The sequence below is a fragment of the Flagellimonas abyssi genome, assembly GCF_019457905.1.
GTDB classification, from domain to species: Bacteria; Bacteroidota; Bacteroidia; order Flavobacteriales; family Flavobacteriaceae; genus Flagellimonas; species Flagellimonas abyssi.
In genome coordinates, this window is the sequence record NZ_JAHZSV010000005.1 from 1 (window position 1) to 16,639 (window position 16,639).

Consider the following 16,639-nt stretch of genomic DNA (forward strand, 5'->3'; position numbering starts at 1 on the left):
TTAAAACTTAAAGTGGCCGGAATTTCTTCCGACCACTAGTGGTTTTTACGGCTCTTTTTTATTTGGATGAGCTCAAAATGATAAACGCTTAATTACTCATTCACAATTGTTCACATCTTTTCAGGAAACGCAGAAAACCTAGGGTGTAAGTTTTTGTACAAAAAACCTACTTTTGTAATGTAACATTTCAGGAAGAAGATATATGTCAGAACAAGTGGAAAGAATCAAAACATTGATTATTGGATCGGGACCAGCAGGGTATACTGCGGCCATTTATGCCTCAAGGGCGGATTTAAAACCGGTAATGTATACAGGGTTGGAGCCCGGTGGGCAATTGACCACAACAACAGAAGTGGATAATTTTCCCGGATACCCAGAAGGGATTGATGGTCCTACTATGATGATGCAATTGCAACAGCAGGCCGAACGTTTTGGTACCGAGGTAAGAATCGGAATGGTAACGGCGGTTGAATTAAGCGATGAAGTAGGGGGAATCCATAAAATTACGGTGGACGATTCTACCGAACTCGAAGCAGAAACGGTAATTATCTCAACAGGTGCATCGGCAAAATATTTGAATTTACCTAGCGAGCAACGCTTGCGAGGTGGAGGTGTATCTGCTTGTGCGGTATGTGACGGCTTTTTCTATAAAGGTCAAGAAGTGGCTATCGTCGGAGCAGGGGATACTGCTGCAGAGGAAGCGTCATACTTGGCGAATATATGCTCCAAAGTCACCATGTTGGTGCGCAAAGACCATATGAGGGCATCCAAAGCAATGCAGCATAGAGTAAATAGTATTGATAATATTGAAATCCGTTACAACACGGAAGTCGATGAAGTTCTTGGTGATCAAGTTGTGGAAGGACTAAGAATTATAAACAATGAAACTGGAGAGAAAGAAGAGATCTCTATCACAGGATTGTTTATAGCCATAGGGCATAAACCCAATACCGATGTGTTTAAAGGACAGTTGGACATGGATGAAACTGGCTATATTATTACCCAACCTAAATCCACTAAAACAAATAAACCAGGTGTTTTTGCAAGTGGTGATGCACAGGACAAAATATACAGGCAAGCAGTAACAGCCGCTGGAACAGGCTGTATGGCCGCTTTGGATGCAGAGCGCTACTTGGCAGCTGTAGAGAGCAAAGAAGTGTTTGCTTCATAGCAAGTTGATTATATTAATACTGGATATAAAAAAGGCACTGGAATTTCAGTGCCTTTTTTCATGATTGTAATTGTGTTTAATCAATCCGCTTGTAGTTTTCTGAAAATGTTCTGTTTCCGTCAGAATCAACGGTGATTTGGCTGAAGGTGTCTTCCTTGAGGATAAGTTCGAAAGTAAAGTTTCGCATGGTATCCAATGCTTTCATCATATCATCATCACCATATTCTATCACTTCGATTAAGGAGTTATCCGTAACCCTGTAAGAGCCATAGCCAAATCTTCCATTGGGATCATCGGGGACGTATCGGGTCCACATGATTTTTTCTTTGGAGTACATTTTAACCTGTCTGTATCCATCCGATTTTTCTATGGTATCTATAACGTTTTCCCCGTCATAGTTGTAAAAACTTTGAAGCTCCCATGTGCCTTCAATAGTTGGGTCTTTTGGTTCATGTTTCGTGAAACTTCCTGCTATCACGAAAACGAAAACAAGAGTGAAAAGTAAAACTAGTTTTTTCATAATGCCCTACTTTTGATAATTTATAATTATCTAAAAGATAGGGATAATTTTTGATAAAATTAATTTTTTTGGCACTAAATTTTAACATTTTCACAATATTCAAAACACATTTCGTACAATGCAGAAACTAAAGAACAAGGTGTGTCATGATATATTTTCAGAAAATAGGGTTGCTATTTGAAGATACTTGATTCAATAGCCTGGAATCATCAGTAATCAAACATTTATTTGTTAAAATGTTTGATTTGTAAAAAAAAATAACCACTTTTCGCCCTTATTCACTTAAACCTAACCTAATGAAAAGCATGTTTTTAACATTTGCTGCAATGTTCTTATGCATTGTCGCATTTGGTCAGACCATTACGGGTACCGTGTCCGATGTATCGGGTACGCCATTGCCCGGGGTGACCATAGTGGTTGGTGGCACGAATATAGGTGCAACTACCGATTTTGATGGAAATTATTCCATAAACGCCTCTAGCGGGCAAGTACTACGATTTTCCTATATAGGGATGAAGACAAAAGATGTTACTGTAGGTTCCGAAACCATAGTCAATGTTGTTTTGGAAGAAGATTCAACACAACTGGACGAAGTTGTGGTTACTGCTTTGGGAATTTCAAGGGACAAAAAGTCACTGGGTTATGCAACACAGGAGGTCGATGGAGATAATTTTAATTTGACCAATGAGCAAAATGTCTTGGGGTCACTTTCCGGACGAGTTGCCGGGGTACAGGTTACAGGAGCTTCCGGGGCTAGTATGGGAGGTACCCAGAAAATCAAAATTAGAGGTGTAAACTCCATTAGTGGAGGAGACCAACCGTTAATTGTTATTGATGGAACCCCAATTTCCAACGCTAATTTTTCTGGAAGCGATCAAGCGGATTATGGAAACCTTGCGCAGGACATCAACCCGGCAGATATTGAATCTGTCAATGTGCTGAAAGGACCAGCTGCTTCTGCTTTGTATGGAATCAGAGGACAGTTCGGGGTTATAATGATTACTACCAAAAAAGGCAAGAAGGGAGTTAAGGACGTTAATGTACAGATTTCATCTTCCGTTTCACTGGAATCCACTTATAATTTTATTCCGTTGCAAAATATGTACGGGGGCGGTTCCAGTCAAACCTTTAGGGTGCTCGATAATGGTCAACCTTATGTAGATATGAGTGTGGATGAAAGCTGGGGCCCTCTAATGGATGGTACTCCCGTTCGCCATGTCTTTAGTTTTTATCCACAGGATCCTGAATATGGACAGCTTAGACCATTTGTGCCACAGCCCAACAATGTTCAGGATTACTACCGAACAGGGGCGACTTACAACAACAGCGTGTCGGTTACCGGAGGTAATGAGAATACCTCTTTCCGATTAAGTGCAAATGACACGCGTATTGAGGGAGTTGTTCCAAATACATACCTTAATAGAAATAACATTGGTTTGAGTGCAAGTTTAAACCTGAATGAAAAAGTTACTGTTTCCAGTAATATGAACTATGCCAGAAATGAAGGCCAACGTCCGGGACAAGGGTCCGAATATGGTGCCAGTTACATGGTGCAATGGTTCCAGCGTAACCTTGATATGAACAGGTTGAGGGATTATCAATATGATGATGGAACATTTTTACATTGGAACTTAAGCCGCCCGGATTCAGAAACCGGCCAGATTTCTGATTTTGACCCGCTCTATTGGAACAATCCATATTTTGAGGTGTATGAAAACAACAGCAACGATAGACGAGATCGATTCTTTGGAGATATAGGGATTTCTTACAAGATTTTACCAGAATTGGAAGTGAGTGGATTCATCCGTTCGGATATGTACACCCAAAATATAGAAAATAGATCAGCTTTTGGAGGTAGAAGGGTGCCTTCTTACTCAGTTGGAAAATATCAGAATAGGGAGTTCAACTACGAATTTTTGGCACAATACAAAAATTCTTGGGGTGACTTTTCCTTTGATGGCAGTATAGGTGGAAACATTTATGATAGGCGTTATTCCTATCTTTCAATGGGTACGGTCGGCGGACTTTCTACACCGGGCTTCTACAATATCGATGCATCCATAGATAGGCCAAATACGACATCCTACCTATTGGAAAAACAAATACGAAGCTTATACAGTTTGGTATCGTTCGGATACGATGGAACTTATTTTATAGATGCATCCATACGAAACGATAATTCGTCAGCGTTACCTGAGGACAACAATTCATACTGGTATCCCTCCTTATCGGGAAGTATCGTTTTTAGTGAATTGTTGAATTGGGAACCGTTGTCGTTCGGTAAGATCAGGGCCAGTTATGCGCAGGCAGGATCAGATTTGAACCCGTATCAGACCAGCACCGTTTATGGTGTGGGAACGGTTTATGATGGCATAAATACATTGTTTGTACCGGACAATTTGAACAACCCCAACATCAAACCATCATTCTCTAATTCTTTTGAAGCTGGAATCGAGTTGAATTTCTTCAAAAATCGATTGGGCTTTGACTTTACTTATTATGAGCAAAAGAACAAGGATCAGATTATCAGTTTGGATGTTTCTGGAACCAGTGGGTATAATTCCAGTATCATCAATGCAGGTTTGATCGAGAACAATGGTTTTGAGCTATCAGTGAATGCCAATCCCATTAGATCCAACTTCTTTTCATGGGACTTTACCTTTAACATCAATAAAAATGAAAGTGAAGTTGTGGAACTCGCACCGGGCATAGATGTTTATACCTATGATTCCACTACCTACTCAAGTGTTACAAGTTATTTGAACTCCTACGAAGGAAAGCCTTTCGGTAGTTTGGTAGGGCAAGCGTATGAAAGGGATGAAGCTACGGGAATGATATTACTTGGTGATGATAACATGCCATTGTATACCGATGCCACGCATGATTTCGGTTCGGTATTGCCAGATTTTAACGGAGGAATTCAAAATAATTTCAGGATAGGCCAATTCAATATTGCCGCAATGATTGATTTTCAAGGCGGAGGACAGTTCTTCAGTAGATCAAAAATGTTGTCCGTAAGAACAGGCCAAGATGCATTAACAGTAGCCACAAACGATAACGGTATGAACGTAAGAGACGCCGTTGAAGATGGAGGTGGTGTAAAGGTCACCGGAATTTCTGAATCGACAGGTGAAGAGGTAACCGCATATGTAGACGCCCGTTCCTATTACAGAAATGTGGTCGGAAGAAGAATATATGAGGAATGGCTTTATGATGCATCCTACATAAAATTAAGGGAAGTAAGGGTTCAATATAACTTAGGCGATAATATCATCAATAAATTGCCTTTTAAATCAATGAGCCTTTCTTTTATAGCACGAAACCCCTACATGATTTGGCAAAGAGCTCCAAGGGGCATAAACCCATCAGAGATTTCAACAGGGGCCCAGTCCATAAGTTGGTACGAGTCAGGCCAATTACCTTCGGTAAGATCATATGGTCTTAACCTAAACGTAACATTTTAAAAGGATATAAGATGAAGAAGATATATATAATAGTTTTGTCAGCTTTTCTAGGGGTAAGTTGCAGCGATTTTGACGAAGACATCAATCAGAATCCCAACCTTCCGAATCAGGCATCAGGAACACAGCTTATTGCTCAGGCACAACTTTCTTTGCCAGGTTTGAGTTCATCTCCACAAGGAGAATTTATGGCACAATACTTGGCTGAGACCCAGTATGTGGGTGCTTCGCTCTATCCTGAACAGAGTACCAGCTTTTATGGTTGGTATTATGGTCCATTGGCCGATTTGGAAGCGGTTTTGAATTCCGAGGAACTCAATGGGAACGATGGGCCCATAAACAATCAAATTGCGGTAGCCAAGATTCTAAAAGCCTATTATTTTTGGAATATAACTGACCGATGGGGAGATGTTCCCTACAACGAAGCATTACAGGGAGTCGATAATTTTACTCCGGTATATGACTCACAGGAATTCATTTATGAAGATTTATTTGCGGAACTGAAGGAAGCTGTAGATCTAATTGAAAGCGGTAGCATAGCCAACGACATTATTTATAATGGAGACATGGGAAAATGGAGAAAACTGGCGAACTCCATTAGAATGCTTATGGCTCTCCGTCTTTCGGAAGTTGCACCTGCCATTGCTGAAGAAGAGTTCAATGATGCTATGGAAGATGGCGTGTTGGAATCAAATGATGATAATCTTGTGTTCCAGCATTTGGCAGAAGCCAACAACCAAAATTATTGGTTCGGACAAATTGTAAACCAAAATAGGGAATGGTGGGCCCTCACGGAAAATTTGGTTGCCGAAATGGAGCCCGTCGATGACCCCAGACTTCCTGTTTACGGAAATCTGACGAGAAGTTCCGGAGAATATATTGGACTACTGTTTGGCGAAGAAGAGAATATTGGAACAGAAGAATATTCGTTGTTGGGAGATGCTATTTATGCGCAGGACGCCCCTGTTCAATTGCTTACCTATGCCCAAATCCTTTTTGCAATGGCCGAAGCCGCTACTCCTGAAAGAAGTTGGATAGCAGGTGATGCCGCTTCCTACTATGAGATGGCAGTTGAGCAATCCATATTGCAATGGACAGGAAGCACTGATGGTGCAGCGGAATTTTTGGAACAACCAGGGGTTACTTATGATGCTTCGATGGCCATAGAACAGATTTCCACTCAACGTTGGGTGCATTTGTTTATGTTCGGTTATGAAGCTTGGTCCGAATGGAGAAGAACAGGCTATCCTGATATAATGGTTTCACCAAATGGTGTAGCTGTTCCTTTAAGATTAAGTTATCCGGATAACGAGGCCTTCAACAATGAAACCAATTATAATGATGCAGTCCAACGCCAATTTGGAGGGGACGATAGCATCCATGAATCACTTTGGTGGGATCAATAAATTAACACGTTTATCATAAAAATTAAAGGCCATCCAAATTGGATGGCCTTTATATTTATAGGTCGATGCCTTATTAAAAAATATCCTCTTTGGTCAGGTACAACAAACCTTCACCTGTTTCATTTAAAATTCGCTTGGTGCGCAGGTAACGGTTATAATTGTACTCATCAAACTCATCTGAATCTTGGTCCATAGTGCTTATATGAACATTTCCAGCGGAGTGGATAAACTTATTGTCCCCAATCCACATCCCCACATGAATCACGCGTTCCGAAGTGGAATCAGTGGCTTTACGCCCAAAAAACAAAAGGTCTCCGGCAATCAGTTTGTCAAACTCCTTGGAATCATCGATCAAGACTCCTTCATGAATCTGTTGTGAAGCATCGCGAGGGATAATCATTCCGTTCATTAAATAAACCGTCTTGGTAAAACCACTACAATCCACACCCTTGGTGGAAGTACCTCCCCATAAATAGGGCACACCGAGCATTGTTTTTGAGGTCTCTACCAAACTTTCCTTGGTCAAAGCCAACTTGGATTTCCATTCGTCAAAACTATTCGCTTCGCCCTTTAACAGGTATGCTTCTCGTCCGTCGGGATATTTTATCCTGTAAAAGTCACCATCTTCGCCCATAAGGCTAAAAATATTACCGGCCACCACATCGGAAACGGCATCGGAGCTCGCATCCGCTTCGGTGTATGACTTTCCATAAGTATCCGTGTAAATTACCTTTTCTGTAGTTTTCCATTTATCAAATTCCTGCTTGGTCATTAATTCAATGCCTCCTGCATCTACCCATCCGAGATAGTTGTCCGGAGTTTGTATATGGTACCAGCTCCTCTCTTTTTGATATACGGTAAGGGGCATTCCCAAAATGCCCTGTGTAACCAATTCGGCAGAATGCGCAGGGTTTGACCTTAGGTTGGCAACCGAATTATTGATTACCCCATAAATCTTTCCCTCTAACTTTTCTGAAGGCAATACCTCAATACTGTCCGTATACTTTATATTTTGCGAATCCAACTCTTTTTTAAGAGCATCCAACGCTTCTGGAAGGTTTGTTTTCCCCTTTAGGATATAGCCAGAAGATTTTTTTTCAGATTGAATGTCAAAAAGGGCCACCCGTTTGTCCGGCGCATAGTTTTCTTTGACAGCGGCAATCACACCATCTACCTTATTTACATCACTACTATTTTCAGGATTACAGGCTGAAAAGAAAAGAACTGTCAATACTATAAATAAGACTCCGAATTTTGGCAAGTAGGGAAATTTCATGGTTTAAATTTAAAGTTATAATCAGATTGGATTACGCAAAATAACCAATAAGGCAGATAAAGTGGTTAATTGAAATGAGCATTAACACTTTCGGCCAATTTTTTAATATCCTCATCCGTATGATAAGCGCTCAATACCAACCGACTGACCAAAGGCCCATTTTTATTTGGATAATGAAAGTTGGTAAAAATAAAACCATCTTGGTGCAGTGCATGTGCCAAACCTTCATTCTGAAACTCAAAAGTGGGATGTCCGTCTAAATGATTAAAATATGATGGATTTCGCAATTCGTATTTTAAAAGTTGATAACGGGATTTTAGCACCTCCAATCGTTCGGAATATATTTCTGTAGCTCCCAGAAGTGTTGCGATAAATGCTGGTGAAGCTGGGCTGGCGCCTCCATAAAATGCAGAATTTTCAAGAACTTCGATGATTTTTTTGTTGCCGAAAATGGCCCCCGCCTGCGTTCCAAGTGCTTTTCCCAGTGAACAACAGATCAAAAGATTGGAAGGATTTAATTGTTTGAGCATTTGATAACAGCCATTTCCATTATCCCCAACCAGCCCTATGCCATGTGAGTCATCTCCAATCAATATAATTTTATCCAACGGAAGACGTTTTAAAACTTCAAAATTTGGGAATTGATTTCCAGAAAAATCAATGGTGTCAAAAAGAAGCGCCGGACACAGATTTTTTTCAATTTTATGGTCTATCAATCTAACCAGTTCTTGAGGGCTGTTTGTCTGTTCCACACCAGGCATTAAAAGAGCGGTATGGGCATGGGGCGCCGCAATCACAGGATGCCCCTTTTCCAAGAGCGTTTGTACCGTCAATTGGGCTGCCAAATAACCACTGGACATGGTAAGACACCCTTTACTGCCTACCCATTCGGCCAGTTGTTGCTCGGCCTGTTCATAAATATTGAGCTTTATGTTCGATTTTCTGGAGGCTCCATAATGCATCCCGTATTCCGATACATTTTTTAAATACAGTGTTTTAAAGGGGTCATAGTTCTGCAATCCCAAATAAGCCGTCCCTCCAAAATAGAGGTAAGGCTTTCCTTCGATGAATATTTCCCTGTCCGGTATGCGTTGTATGGAGTGGGCCATTAGAGCAGTTCTATTCCGCTTCCTGGTAGCTCGGGAAAAATGACTTTTCCGTTATCCAGAATTTCCACCCCTTTGGCTATGTCGCCTTTTAACAACATGGCACCATCCATGTCCACATAATCCAATTGGGGCAAAAGTTGGGCAATGGCAGAAATACCAACGGTAGATTCCGTCATACATCCCACCATAAGCTGTAGTCCCAATTCCCGACCTTTTTTGATCATACGACGGGCGGGTGTAAGTCCACCGCACTTGGTCAGTTTAATGTTGATGCCGTGAAAATAACCTCCGCATTCCTCTACATCGCTCTCTATGATGCAACTTTCGTCGGCGATGACCGGTAGCACGGATTTTTCCTTTACCAAAGCCATGCCTTCCCAATCATCTGCCTTTAGGGGTTGTTCCAAAAATTCCACCCCCAGTTCTTTCAATAACGGGGCATTTTTAATGGTTTCCTCGGCGGTCCATGCTGTATTGGCATCTATTCTGAAAATGCTATCGGTATGTTTTCGAAGTTCACGAACAATAGCAACATCGTCCGAAGTCCCAAGTTTTATTTTATAAAGGGGCCATGGTTTCTCTTGGAGTTTTGCCACCATTTTCTCGATGGTATCTATTCCGATGGTATAGTTGGTCATTGGATACTTTTCTGATGTGGTACCCCAGATTTCATAAAGTGGTTTTCCTTTCAGCTTGCCATAAAGGTCGTTAGCGGCCAAATCCAAAGCGCAAAGGGTAAATTTATGAAGGTTGAGCGACTCTAAAAATTCGTAAAAATCTTCGGGAGTGTCAAAATTGTACTCTTCAATTTGATTTTGGACCGCTTCTATTTCCGCCATCATCCCTTCAATGGTAATTTTATAATAGGGGTTGGAAGTGGCTTCGCCATACCCCGTTTTTCCATCCAACGAAAGGCAAACGATCAAGGTGTCCTGTTCGTCCCTGGATTCTCTGGAAATGGTAAAGGTATGTGCTAGTTGAAGAATATATTTTTTGAGTTTTATCTGCATAGTTTTTAGGTATTGTAATCATGCTAAGATAGGGTTTCACTCAAATATAATAAAGACAAAAGCCCACCGAAAATTCAGTGGGCCTTTGCATATTTAAAGGGAATTGGATTAATATTTACGAACGCTGCCCGATACGGATTTTTTGGTCTCTACGCTGGCATCACCCGTATATCTAATATCTGCACCACTACTTGCATCGGCGACCAGAGACTCCGATACATTCACGGAAATGTCTGCCCCGCTACTTGCATCGGCGTTGCACCTTTTTACAATTAGGTCTTGCGCTTTAATGTCGGAACCACTGCTTGCATCTGCAAAAAGAGCATCCGCTTGACCGGAAACTTTAATATCCGCCCCGCTACTGGCATCGGCAGAAACCTCACCCGCCATTACCTCTGCATGTAAATCGGCACCGCTACTGGCGTCCAGCTCAATATTTTCTGCTTTGATCACATTTTGGGCAATAAGGTCGGCGCCGCTAGAGCTTTCCAAAGCAGTAATCTCTGGAAGGGTTACATAAACGTTTTTTGTGGCACGTCCAATATTTTCAATGGCATGTATCTTTAGTCTACCATCTTTGATGTCGGTACCGATTAGGTCTATGATGTTCTCGTCTGCCTCCACGGTAATGTTGAAGTCAGAACCTTGGGTCACGAATACATCTATACCTTCCGATGCGGATACGATGTCGAAATCCTCTTTTACATCGCGGGTCTCTTCTACGACTTCGCCGTTACCGGTTTTTCCGTTGCCGAAGTTCATATCCATCATGCATGAGGATGCAAATAGGGATAGTAGTGCGGCGATTGCTAATCTTGCTAGTGTTGTCATGATTGTTGTTTTTACTATTGATTGATTTTAAGTTGTCTACTGAAATGATTTCAGGGTAAATGTCTGTTTTTATATGAGCTTTTTAAATAATGATCTACTGAACTGACGAATTAAGCGACTCAATTGTTACTTTTTTCCTTGGCTTTAACATTTACGCCGTTTTCATCAATCTTTAATTGAACAGAATCTTCAGCATCCTGAATGTTGATATCGATGCCATCTTCATTGATGATTATCCTGCCGTTTCCATCGGAATCGTTGTTATCATCTTCAGGGCAATCCAAGCATTGTAGTTCTGCATCATCACTCATCAACCAGTGTTGACCTGCTATACCGCTTCTGTAAAACCCTTGGTCGTTATCGATTCCCCTGCCAATGTAGCGGCTGGTATTATTGTCAAAATAAACGGTTTTCCCCTCGGGAATATAAATGGTTACGGTCACCTCTTGGTTCCTGGCTTTGTTTGATGTGTCTGTCGTCAAATACTTATCCAGTACAATTTCATTGCCATCCACTGTGTAAGAATAGGCAATATTCCGCGCACGGTCTCGGGCCGCGAGGGTGGAACTTCCATCGGCATCTTTTCTAATGTGGATGCTTATGGAGTCGGAATCGGACTGTCTAATTTTAATATCCACTTCGTCGGACATCAAAATACGGTTGTCATTATCGTCATATCCAAAGGTCATTCTACCAAAGTGGATATCGTCACGGTCATAATCTCTATGAACATTTTTCATGGTGATCATTAAGGTGTCGGATGGCATTTCCATGGCCAGTTGAGTCCTATCGTTCACGCTTCCTGTATATGAAAATTCAGCAGCTTGGCGTATGCCAAATACGATTAGGGTCCCAACAGATATCAGCCAAAGTCCCAATAGGGCAAATTTGGCAATGTTGCCAATGGATTTTAGATTGTTCACCAAGATTTTCAATCCTAAATATAGAACAAAGAAGAACGGAATGCCCACGGCAAAGAACAACAAGATGGATACCAACCAAACCGGTGCTCCGGAGGTATTTACAATTTCATAAAAATCTACACCCGGTACGTGTACCGCATCGAGCAAACCTACTGTGAACAGGCCAAAGAACAGTCCTACCAAGGTGGATGCCCCAATAATGATCAACAATATGCCTATGAACTTGCCGAATATCTTGAACAGGAACAGAATAATGTCCCCAATGGTATCAAAAAAGGTCTTGGAGCTGCTTTTGACCTTGTTGCCCACTTTTTCGTAGTCAACGCTTTTTACCTTGTCGGCAACATCATCAAACCCCTCTTTAACTTTGCGTTCTATATTGCTGATGTTGACGGGCTCCCCCCGCATATCCAATTTTTGGGAGGTTGTAGCGGCCTCGGGAACCAATATCCAAAGCAGGATATAGGCGATAAGCCCAAAACCACTGGTAAATACGGCCAAAAGGATAAATATGAGCCTTACCCAAAGGGAATCGATGCCCAAATAGTGTTCCAGACCGGCGCAAACACCACCGATGTACTTGTGGTCGATGTCCCTGTAGAGTTTTTTTGCCCTTCTCGCAGTAGGTTCGGCATAGCTCTTTCTGGGTTCGTCCTCAAAAATATCCTCGTCCACCATGTAATCTTCGGGCTGTCCCATAACATCGATTACCTGACCCACCTCTTTGTGAGTGATCACCTGGCGTTCGTTCTCCATTTTTTCGAGAAAGAGCTCGGCTATCCTCGCCTCGATATCGGCAATGATCTCATCGCTTCCCTTGGTACCTGCGAAGGAGCGTTTTATGGACTCCAAGTACCGTCTCAGCTTGTTATACGCATCGTCGTCTATATGGAAGAGCGTATTTGCTAGATTTATATTTACTGTCTTGTTCATTTTTTGATTTTATTTTGAGTTGGTTACCAGATTGACTGCATTCCTAAGTTCGTCCCAGGTGCCATTGAGTTCGTTAAGGAACAACTGGCCTGTTTCGGTGAGACCGTAGTATTTGCGGGGAGGTCCCGATGTGGATTCTTCCCAACGATAGTTGAGCAATCCTGCATTCTTAAGCCTTGTGAGCAAAGGGTATATGGTACCTTCCACTACTAACATCTTTGCGTCTTTTAAAGCGTCCAGAATTTCGGAGGCATACTTGTCCTCATCCTTTAGGATTGACAAGATGCAATACTCCAGAACACCTTTGCGCATTTGTGCTTTTGTGTTTTCTATGTTCATAATTTCATGGGTCTAAATTTATGCTGAACTGGGTTCGGCATTTAATTAACAGTTTTTTCTTGTTCTCCAAACTTTGTTTGGTTTCGTTTCCACTCCAGTCCCCTGAATTGGGCAGGGGAGTGGAAACGGTTCTTTGATTGATGATTGTTTTTTCGTTTTTTGATTGATGTTTAAACTCCTTTTACTTTGATTGATGATGATTGTTTCGGAGGTGATTAGGCTCCTTTGTTATTTGATGAATTTTATAGTGAACGGATATTTAAAATATTCTCCCTCATTGGTTCGAATAGTGGCCAGAATGGTGAAAACGATGTTCACGACGCCAAGTGCCACCTGCAAGAATCCTGTAATGCCCACTGGCCAGAACAATCTGCCAAACCTAAAATCGTCGCTGTCAATATGAATGTTCAAATTGTTGAGGTCGCTCAACCCATGGAACCCGAAAAAGTTCCAATCGAACAAGTCTGGCCAAAATCCAATAAAGAAAGGGATGGTGACCAAACCTGCCACGATGGAGTAAAGCAACATACTAATTTGAAAATTAAGAGCCTGTTTACCGTTGTAATCGACAAACGCATGCTCTTTTTTGTTTGCGGTCCATAAAATCAATGGAAGAATAAAGTTTCCGAAAGGAATAAAGTACTTCGAGAACATGGACGCGTGGATGATCGCGGATAAATTTCGTTCGTGTTTGGTGATGGTAGTTGCCATTTTCTGATTGATGTTTTTTGATTGTAAAGGTGTTAACCTATTAGCTTACGATGCAAATATATATCCAAAAGACAGTACTATGCAAAACAAAGTACTATAATTTAACATATAATTAACAATTTTTGATAACTTCTTTTTGCCTATTTTTAGGGCAAACAAACCCAAGTTATGGCACTGACACCCAGTAAAATCAATATGTTCACATTTATGAAGCTCCCTTCTGCATGGTGGTGCGGGGTAAGGCTCAAAGATATCGATGATCAAAGAGCAATGACCTCTGTAAAACTTAAATGGATGAACCAAAATCCGTTTAAATCCATGTTTTGGGCCGTTCAGGGGATGGCTGCCGAGCTAAGTACAGGTGCATTGGTGATGAACGAAATCCAGAAAAGCGGCAAAAAAGTGTCCATGCTCGTTGCCAATAACAAAGCCACATTTACCAAAAAAGCTACGGGGCGAATCAATTTTACTTGTGAGGATGGCGAACTGATTGCCGATGCCATCCAAAAAACCGTGGAAACTGGCGAAGGACAAACGTGTTGGATGAAAGCGGTAGGAGTGAATCAAGATGGGGTAGCGGTATCCACCTTTCATTTTGAGTGGACGGTGAAGGTTAAGGGGTGATTATAGTTGAACATAACTAAATGAATCTGTGTTAAATGGATTAATCATTTTAGGTATGCAACAATAGAAGAATATTTTTTAAAGTCTAGGTAGGTTTAAAAAAGAGCACTAAAATAGGTTGGAAGAAAAATGTTTTTCTACAAATACCAAATAAATTAAAATTAAACAGCATACTTCAATAAAAAACCAAATTAAATTTGACTTGGTTGTTTTTTTATTGAACAGCCTGTATCGTTTAGCTTCTATTCTGTAACATTCTGATTTACTATGGTCTGAAAACTTGTATTTCTTGGAAAGCGAATCAAATTCTTTGGCAAAACTTGTCAAATCTTTTGAATTCAATAGGATTTTCGTCAACTTATATCCCCAAATAAAAATGAGTACCAAAATGAACAAACTAATCATCGTATTCTAATAAAGAAGAATTGGAAAGATAGTGAATGATTTTAAAGTAATAAAAATTAAGCCATTGTATAAATTGCTTCTTTTGGGAGTAGGTCAATTATACGGTGCTTTTGTCATCTACAGGCTAGGTGTATTGAAAATAAAAGAAGTATGGATTAACCAAGTATGTCTGATAGCTGTTTTTGCCATTGTTGGCTGGTCCGTATATCTGATTTATTCGTTTTTCCAGTTTTATAGGTTAAAAGATGATAAGATCATTTTTCGAGAAAACAACTTTTCTCTTTTTGGGATTGAAATTAATTATTGTGACATAAAGGACTTCGGCATCGATACATCTGATTCTGTTTTGTCGGTTAATATACACTTAAAGTACTTGGACAAACCAATACCAGTTGTATCTAAATACATGAAATCAAGGGATTTTCATTTTCTTATGAAAACCTTGATTGAGAAAACCAATCAAAATCAGATGTAAAATCCATTTGATCTATTAAATGGGAGCAAGAGAATATCAGCATTACTTGGTCTTTGAGAAATGGAGTGTTTGGAAATCGCTTTTATCGCGCACAGTTTAATTCATGTAGGCGCATTCTTAAATGCACAAAAACCTCATTGTGGGGCTTCAATGTAACAAAACAACCATTTTCCCAACATATAAACAGAAATCAAAAACATCAATATCAAATGAACGCACACGAAATAGATTATCACATTTACGGCGAAGAAATGCAATATGTGGAGATAGAACTAGATCCACAAGAGGCCGTTGTTGCCGAAGCAGGCAGTTTTATGATGATGGATTCCGATATTAAAATGGACACCATTTTCGGTGATGGTTCCAATCAAGATACGGGGGTTTTGGGCAAATTGTTCTCTGCCGGGAAGCGTTTGCTCACTGGCGAAAGCCTTTTTATGACCGCTTTTTTGAACATTGGTCAAGGAAAAAAACAAGTAAGCTTTGCTTCGCCTTATCCCGGTAAAATTGTGCCCATCGACCTATCTGAAAAAGGAGGAAAGTTCATCTGTCAAAAAGATGCATTTCTGTGCGCCGCCAAAGGCGTTTCCGTAGGCATCGAATTCTCCAAACGTTTGGGACGCGGTTTTTTTGGTGGTGAAGGCTTCATTATGCAAAAATTGGAAGGCGACGGAATGGCCTTCGTGCATGCAGGCGGAACCATGGCCAAAAAGGTGCTGGCTCCGGGAGAGGTGTTAAAAGTAGATACCGGTTGTATCGTCGGATTCTCCCAAACCGTGGATTATAATATCGAATTCATAGGAGGTATCCGAAATTCTGTTTTCGGAGGTGAAGGACTTTTCTTTGCAACGCTTCGCGGTCCTGGAACCGTTTATATACAATCCTTGCCATTTAGTAGATTGGCCAGCCGAGTTTGGGCCGCTGCACCCCGTGGTGGTGGAAAAGATAAAGGTGAAGGTAGTATCTTGGGCGGTCTTGGTGATTTGCTCGATGGTGATAATAGGTTTTAAGTTGCAGGAGGTTTGGTGCTCGATGTTAGGTGCTTGATGCAAAATGTCCATTGTTCAAAAGATTTAATATGGTTGAAAAAGCGAAGTTTAAATTTGAAAAACTACATATATGGCAGGACGCCATGAATTTGGGAGAACAAATAAACTTGATTGCCGATGATTTCCCCAAGAAAGAAGCATATAACTTATCATCCCAAATTTGTCGAGCAGCAGATTCGGTGGCCCTTAATATTTCTGAAGGTTCCATCGTTCAATCAAAGCTTGAGTTTAGAAAGTTTCTGGGTTATTCTGTGCGTTCACTGGCAGAAGTGGTGACTTGTTTGTATAAGGCCAGTAATAGGACATATATTTCCGATAGAGAATTTGAAAAATTATATGATTGTTGTTTCAGGTTAATGAACATGATTATAGCTTTTCGAAACAAGATATAGCTTC

General features: G+C 40.9%; 14 protein-coding genes. 6 read left to right on the forward strand and 8 right to left on the reverse strand.

The genetic code is table 11. The features are described 5' to 3' along the window. Positions 1 to 202: 202 nt before the first annotated feature. The gene (trxB, locus tag K1F36_RS05020; RefSeq protein ID WP_220112820.1) at positions 203 to 1,171 is read left to right on the forward strand and encodes a thioredoxin-disulfide reductase; all 969 of its coding nucleotides are present in this window, start codon (positions 203 to 205) and stop codon (positions 1,169 to 1,171) included. A gap of 76 nt (positions 1,172 to 1,247) precedes the next feature. On the opposite strand, the gene K1F36_RS05025 is transcribed toward trxB, so the two are convergent. After that, positions 1,248 to 1,691, reverse strand: coding sequence for a hypothetical protein (locus K1F36_RS05025; protein ID WP_220112821.1), 444 nt, complete (start codon positions 1,689 to 1,691; stop codon positions 1,248 to 1,250). A 296-nt stretch (positions 1,692 to 1,987) separates the two neighbouring features. On the opposite strand from K1F36_RS05025, the gene K1F36_RS05030 reads away from it, so the two are divergent. Both K1F36_RS05030 and K1F36_RS05035 read left to right on the forward strand, forming a co-directional pair. Then, the gene (locus K1F36_RS05030; RefSeq protein ID WP_220112822.1) at positions 1,988 to 5,155 is read left to right on the forward strand and encodes a SusC/RagA family TonB-linked outer membrane protein; all 3,168 of its coding nucleotides are present in this window, start codon (positions 1,988 to 1,990) and stop codon (positions 5,153 to 5,155) included. A gap of 11 nt (positions 5,156 to 5,166) precedes the next feature. Next, entirely contained in the window at positions 5,167 to 6,558 is a 1,392-nt protein-coding gene (locus K1F36_RS05035) for a SusD/RagB family nutrient-binding outer membrane lipoprotein (RefSeq protein ID WP_220112823.1), read from the forward strand. 73 nt (positions 6,559 to 6,631) lie between these two features. Here K1F36_RS05035 and K1F36_RS05040 read toward each other — a convergent pair whose 3' ends face one another. From K1F36_RS05040 to K1F36_RS05070, 7 genes are all read right to left on the reverse strand, one after another. Next, positions 6,632 to 7,834 (reverse strand): C40 family peptidase, encoded by a 1,203-nt coding sequence (locus K1F36_RS05040; RefSeq protein ID WP_220112824.1) that lies wholly within the window; start codon positions 7,832 to 7,834, stop codon positions 6,632 to 6,634. Positions 7,835 to 7,899: 65 nt separating this feature from the next. Beyond that, entirely contained in the window at positions 7,900 to 8,943 is a 1,044-nt protein-coding gene (locus K1F36_RS05045; RefSeq protein WP_220112825.1) for an aminotransferase class I/II-fold pyridoxal phosphate-dependent enzyme, read from the reverse strand. Then, the gene (locus K1F36_RS05050; RefSeq protein ID WP_220112826.1) at positions 8,943 to 9,953 is read right to left on the reverse strand and encodes a dipeptide epimerase; all 1,011 of its coding nucleotides are present in this window, start codon (positions 9,951 to 9,953) and stop codon (positions 8,943 to 8,945) included. The genes K1F36_RS05045 and K1F36_RS05050 overlap by 1 nt, the downstream gene beginning before the upstream one ends. Positions 9,954 to 10,061: 108 nt before the next feature. After that, positions 10,062 to 10,784, reverse strand: coding sequence for a head GIN domain-containing protein (locus K1F36_RS05055; RefSeq protein WP_220112827.1), 723 nt, complete (start codon positions 10,782 to 10,784; stop codon positions 10,062 to 10,064). 119 nt (positions 10,785 to 10,903) lie between these two features. Next, on the reverse strand, positions 10,904 to 12,640 hold the full coding sequence (locus K1F36_RS05060; RefSeq protein ID WP_220112828.1) for a PspC domain-containing protein: 1,737 nt from the start codon (positions 12,638 to 12,640) through the stop codon (positions 10,904 to 10,906). A gap of 9 nt (positions 12,641 to 12,649) precedes the next feature. Then, on the reverse strand, positions 12,650 to 12,979 hold the full coding sequence (locus K1F36_RS05065) for a PadR family transcriptional regulator (RefSeq protein WP_220112829.1): 330 nt from the start codon (positions 12,977 to 12,979) through the stop codon (positions 12,650 to 12,652). Positions 12,980 to 13,207: 228 nt separating this feature from the next. After that, positions 13,208 to 13,690, reverse strand: a complete 483-nt coding sequence (locus K1F36_RS05070; protein ID WP_220112830.1) for a DUF4870 domain-containing protein — start codon at positions 13,688 to 13,690, stop codon at positions 13,208 to 13,210. A gap of 168 nt (positions 13,691 to 13,858) precedes the next feature. Between K1F36_RS05070 and K1F36_RS05075 the strand changes: the two genes are divergently transcribed. The 3 genes from K1F36_RS05075 to K1F36_RS05085 all read left to right on the forward strand — a co-directional run bounded on the left by K1F36_RS05075 (position 13,859) and on the right by K1F36_RS05085 (position 16,635). Further along, positions 13,859 to 14,314: a DUF4442 domain-containing protein gene (locus tag K1F36_RS05075; RefSeq protein WP_220112831.1), complete on the forward strand. Its 456-nt coding sequence runs from the start codon at positions 13,859 to 13,861 to the stop codon at positions 14,312 to 14,314. 1,089 nt (positions 14,315 to 15,403) lie between these two features. Next, complete coding sequence (locus K1F36_RS05080) at positions 15,404 to 16,204, forward strand: TIGR00266 family protein (protein ID WP_220112832.1); 801 nt, start codon at positions 15,404 to 15,406, stop codon at positions 16,202 to 16,204. 68 nt (positions 16,205 to 16,272) lie between these two features. Then, complete coding sequence (locus tag K1F36_RS05085; RefSeq protein ID WP_220112833.1) at positions 16,273 to 16,635, forward strand: four helix bundle protein; 363 nt, start codon at positions 16,273 to 16,275, stop codon at positions 16,633 to 16,635. Positions 16,636 to 16,639: the final 4 nt, after the last annotated feature.

What these genes read in the sequence shown, in the direction of transcription:
- trxB (WP_220112820.1), top strand. Translation starts at nt 203, where the DNA reads ATGTCAGAACAAGTGGAAAGAATCAAAACATTGATTATTGGATCGGGA.
- K1F36_RS05025 (WP_220112821.1), bottom strand. Translation starts at nt 1,691, where the DNA reads ATGAAAAAACTAGTTTTACTTTTCACTCTTGTTTTCGTTTTCGTGATA.
- K1F36_RS05030 (WP_220112822.1), top strand. Translation starts at nt 1,988, where the DNA reads ATGAAAAGCATGTTTTTAACATTTGCTGCAATGTTCTTATGCATTGTC.
- K1F36_RS05035 (WP_220112823.1), top strand. Translation starts at nt 5,167, where the DNA reads ATGAAGAAGATATATATAATAGTTTTGTCAGCTTTTCTAGGGGTAAGT.
- K1F36_RS05040 (WP_220112824.1), bottom strand. Translation starts at nt 7,834, where the DNA reads ATGAAATTTCCCTACTTGCCAAAATTCGGAGTCTTATTTATAGTATTG.
- K1F36_RS05045 (WP_220112825.1), bottom strand. Translation starts at nt 8,943, where the DNA reads ATGGCCCACTCCATACAACGCATACCGGACAGGGAAATATTCATCGAA.
- K1F36_RS05050 (WP_220112826.1), bottom strand. Translation starts at nt 9,953, where the DNA reads ATGCAGATAAAACTCAAAAAATATATTCTTCAACTAGCACATACCTTT.
- K1F36_RS05055 (WP_220112827.1), bottom strand. Translation starts at nt 10,784, where the DNA reads ATGACAACACTAGCAAGATTAGCAATCGCCGCACTACTATCCCTATTT.
- K1F36_RS05060 (WP_220112828.1), bottom strand. Translation starts at nt 12,640, where the DNA reads ATGAACAAGACAGTAAATATAAATCTAGCAAATACGCTCTTCCATATA.
- K1F36_RS05065 (WP_220112829.1), bottom strand. Translation starts at nt 12,979, where the DNA reads ATGAACATAGAAAACACAAAAGCACAAATGCGCAAAGGTGTTCTGGAG.
- K1F36_RS05070 (WP_220112830.1), bottom strand. Translation starts at nt 13,690, where the DNA reads ATGGCAACTACCATCACCAAACACGAACGAAATTTATCCGCGATCATC.
- K1F36_RS05075 (WP_220112831.1), top strand. Translation starts at nt 13,859, where the DNA reads ATGGCACTGACACCCAGTAAAATCAATATGTTCACATTTATGAAGCTC.
- K1F36_RS05080 (WP_220112832.1), top strand. Translation starts at nt 15,404, where the DNA reads ATGAACGCACACGAAATAGATTATCACATTTACGGCGAAGAAATGCAA.
- K1F36_RS05085 (WP_220112833.1), top strand. Translation starts at nt 16,273, where the DNA reads ATGGTTGAAAAAGCGAAGTTTAAATTTGAAAAACTACATATATGGCAG.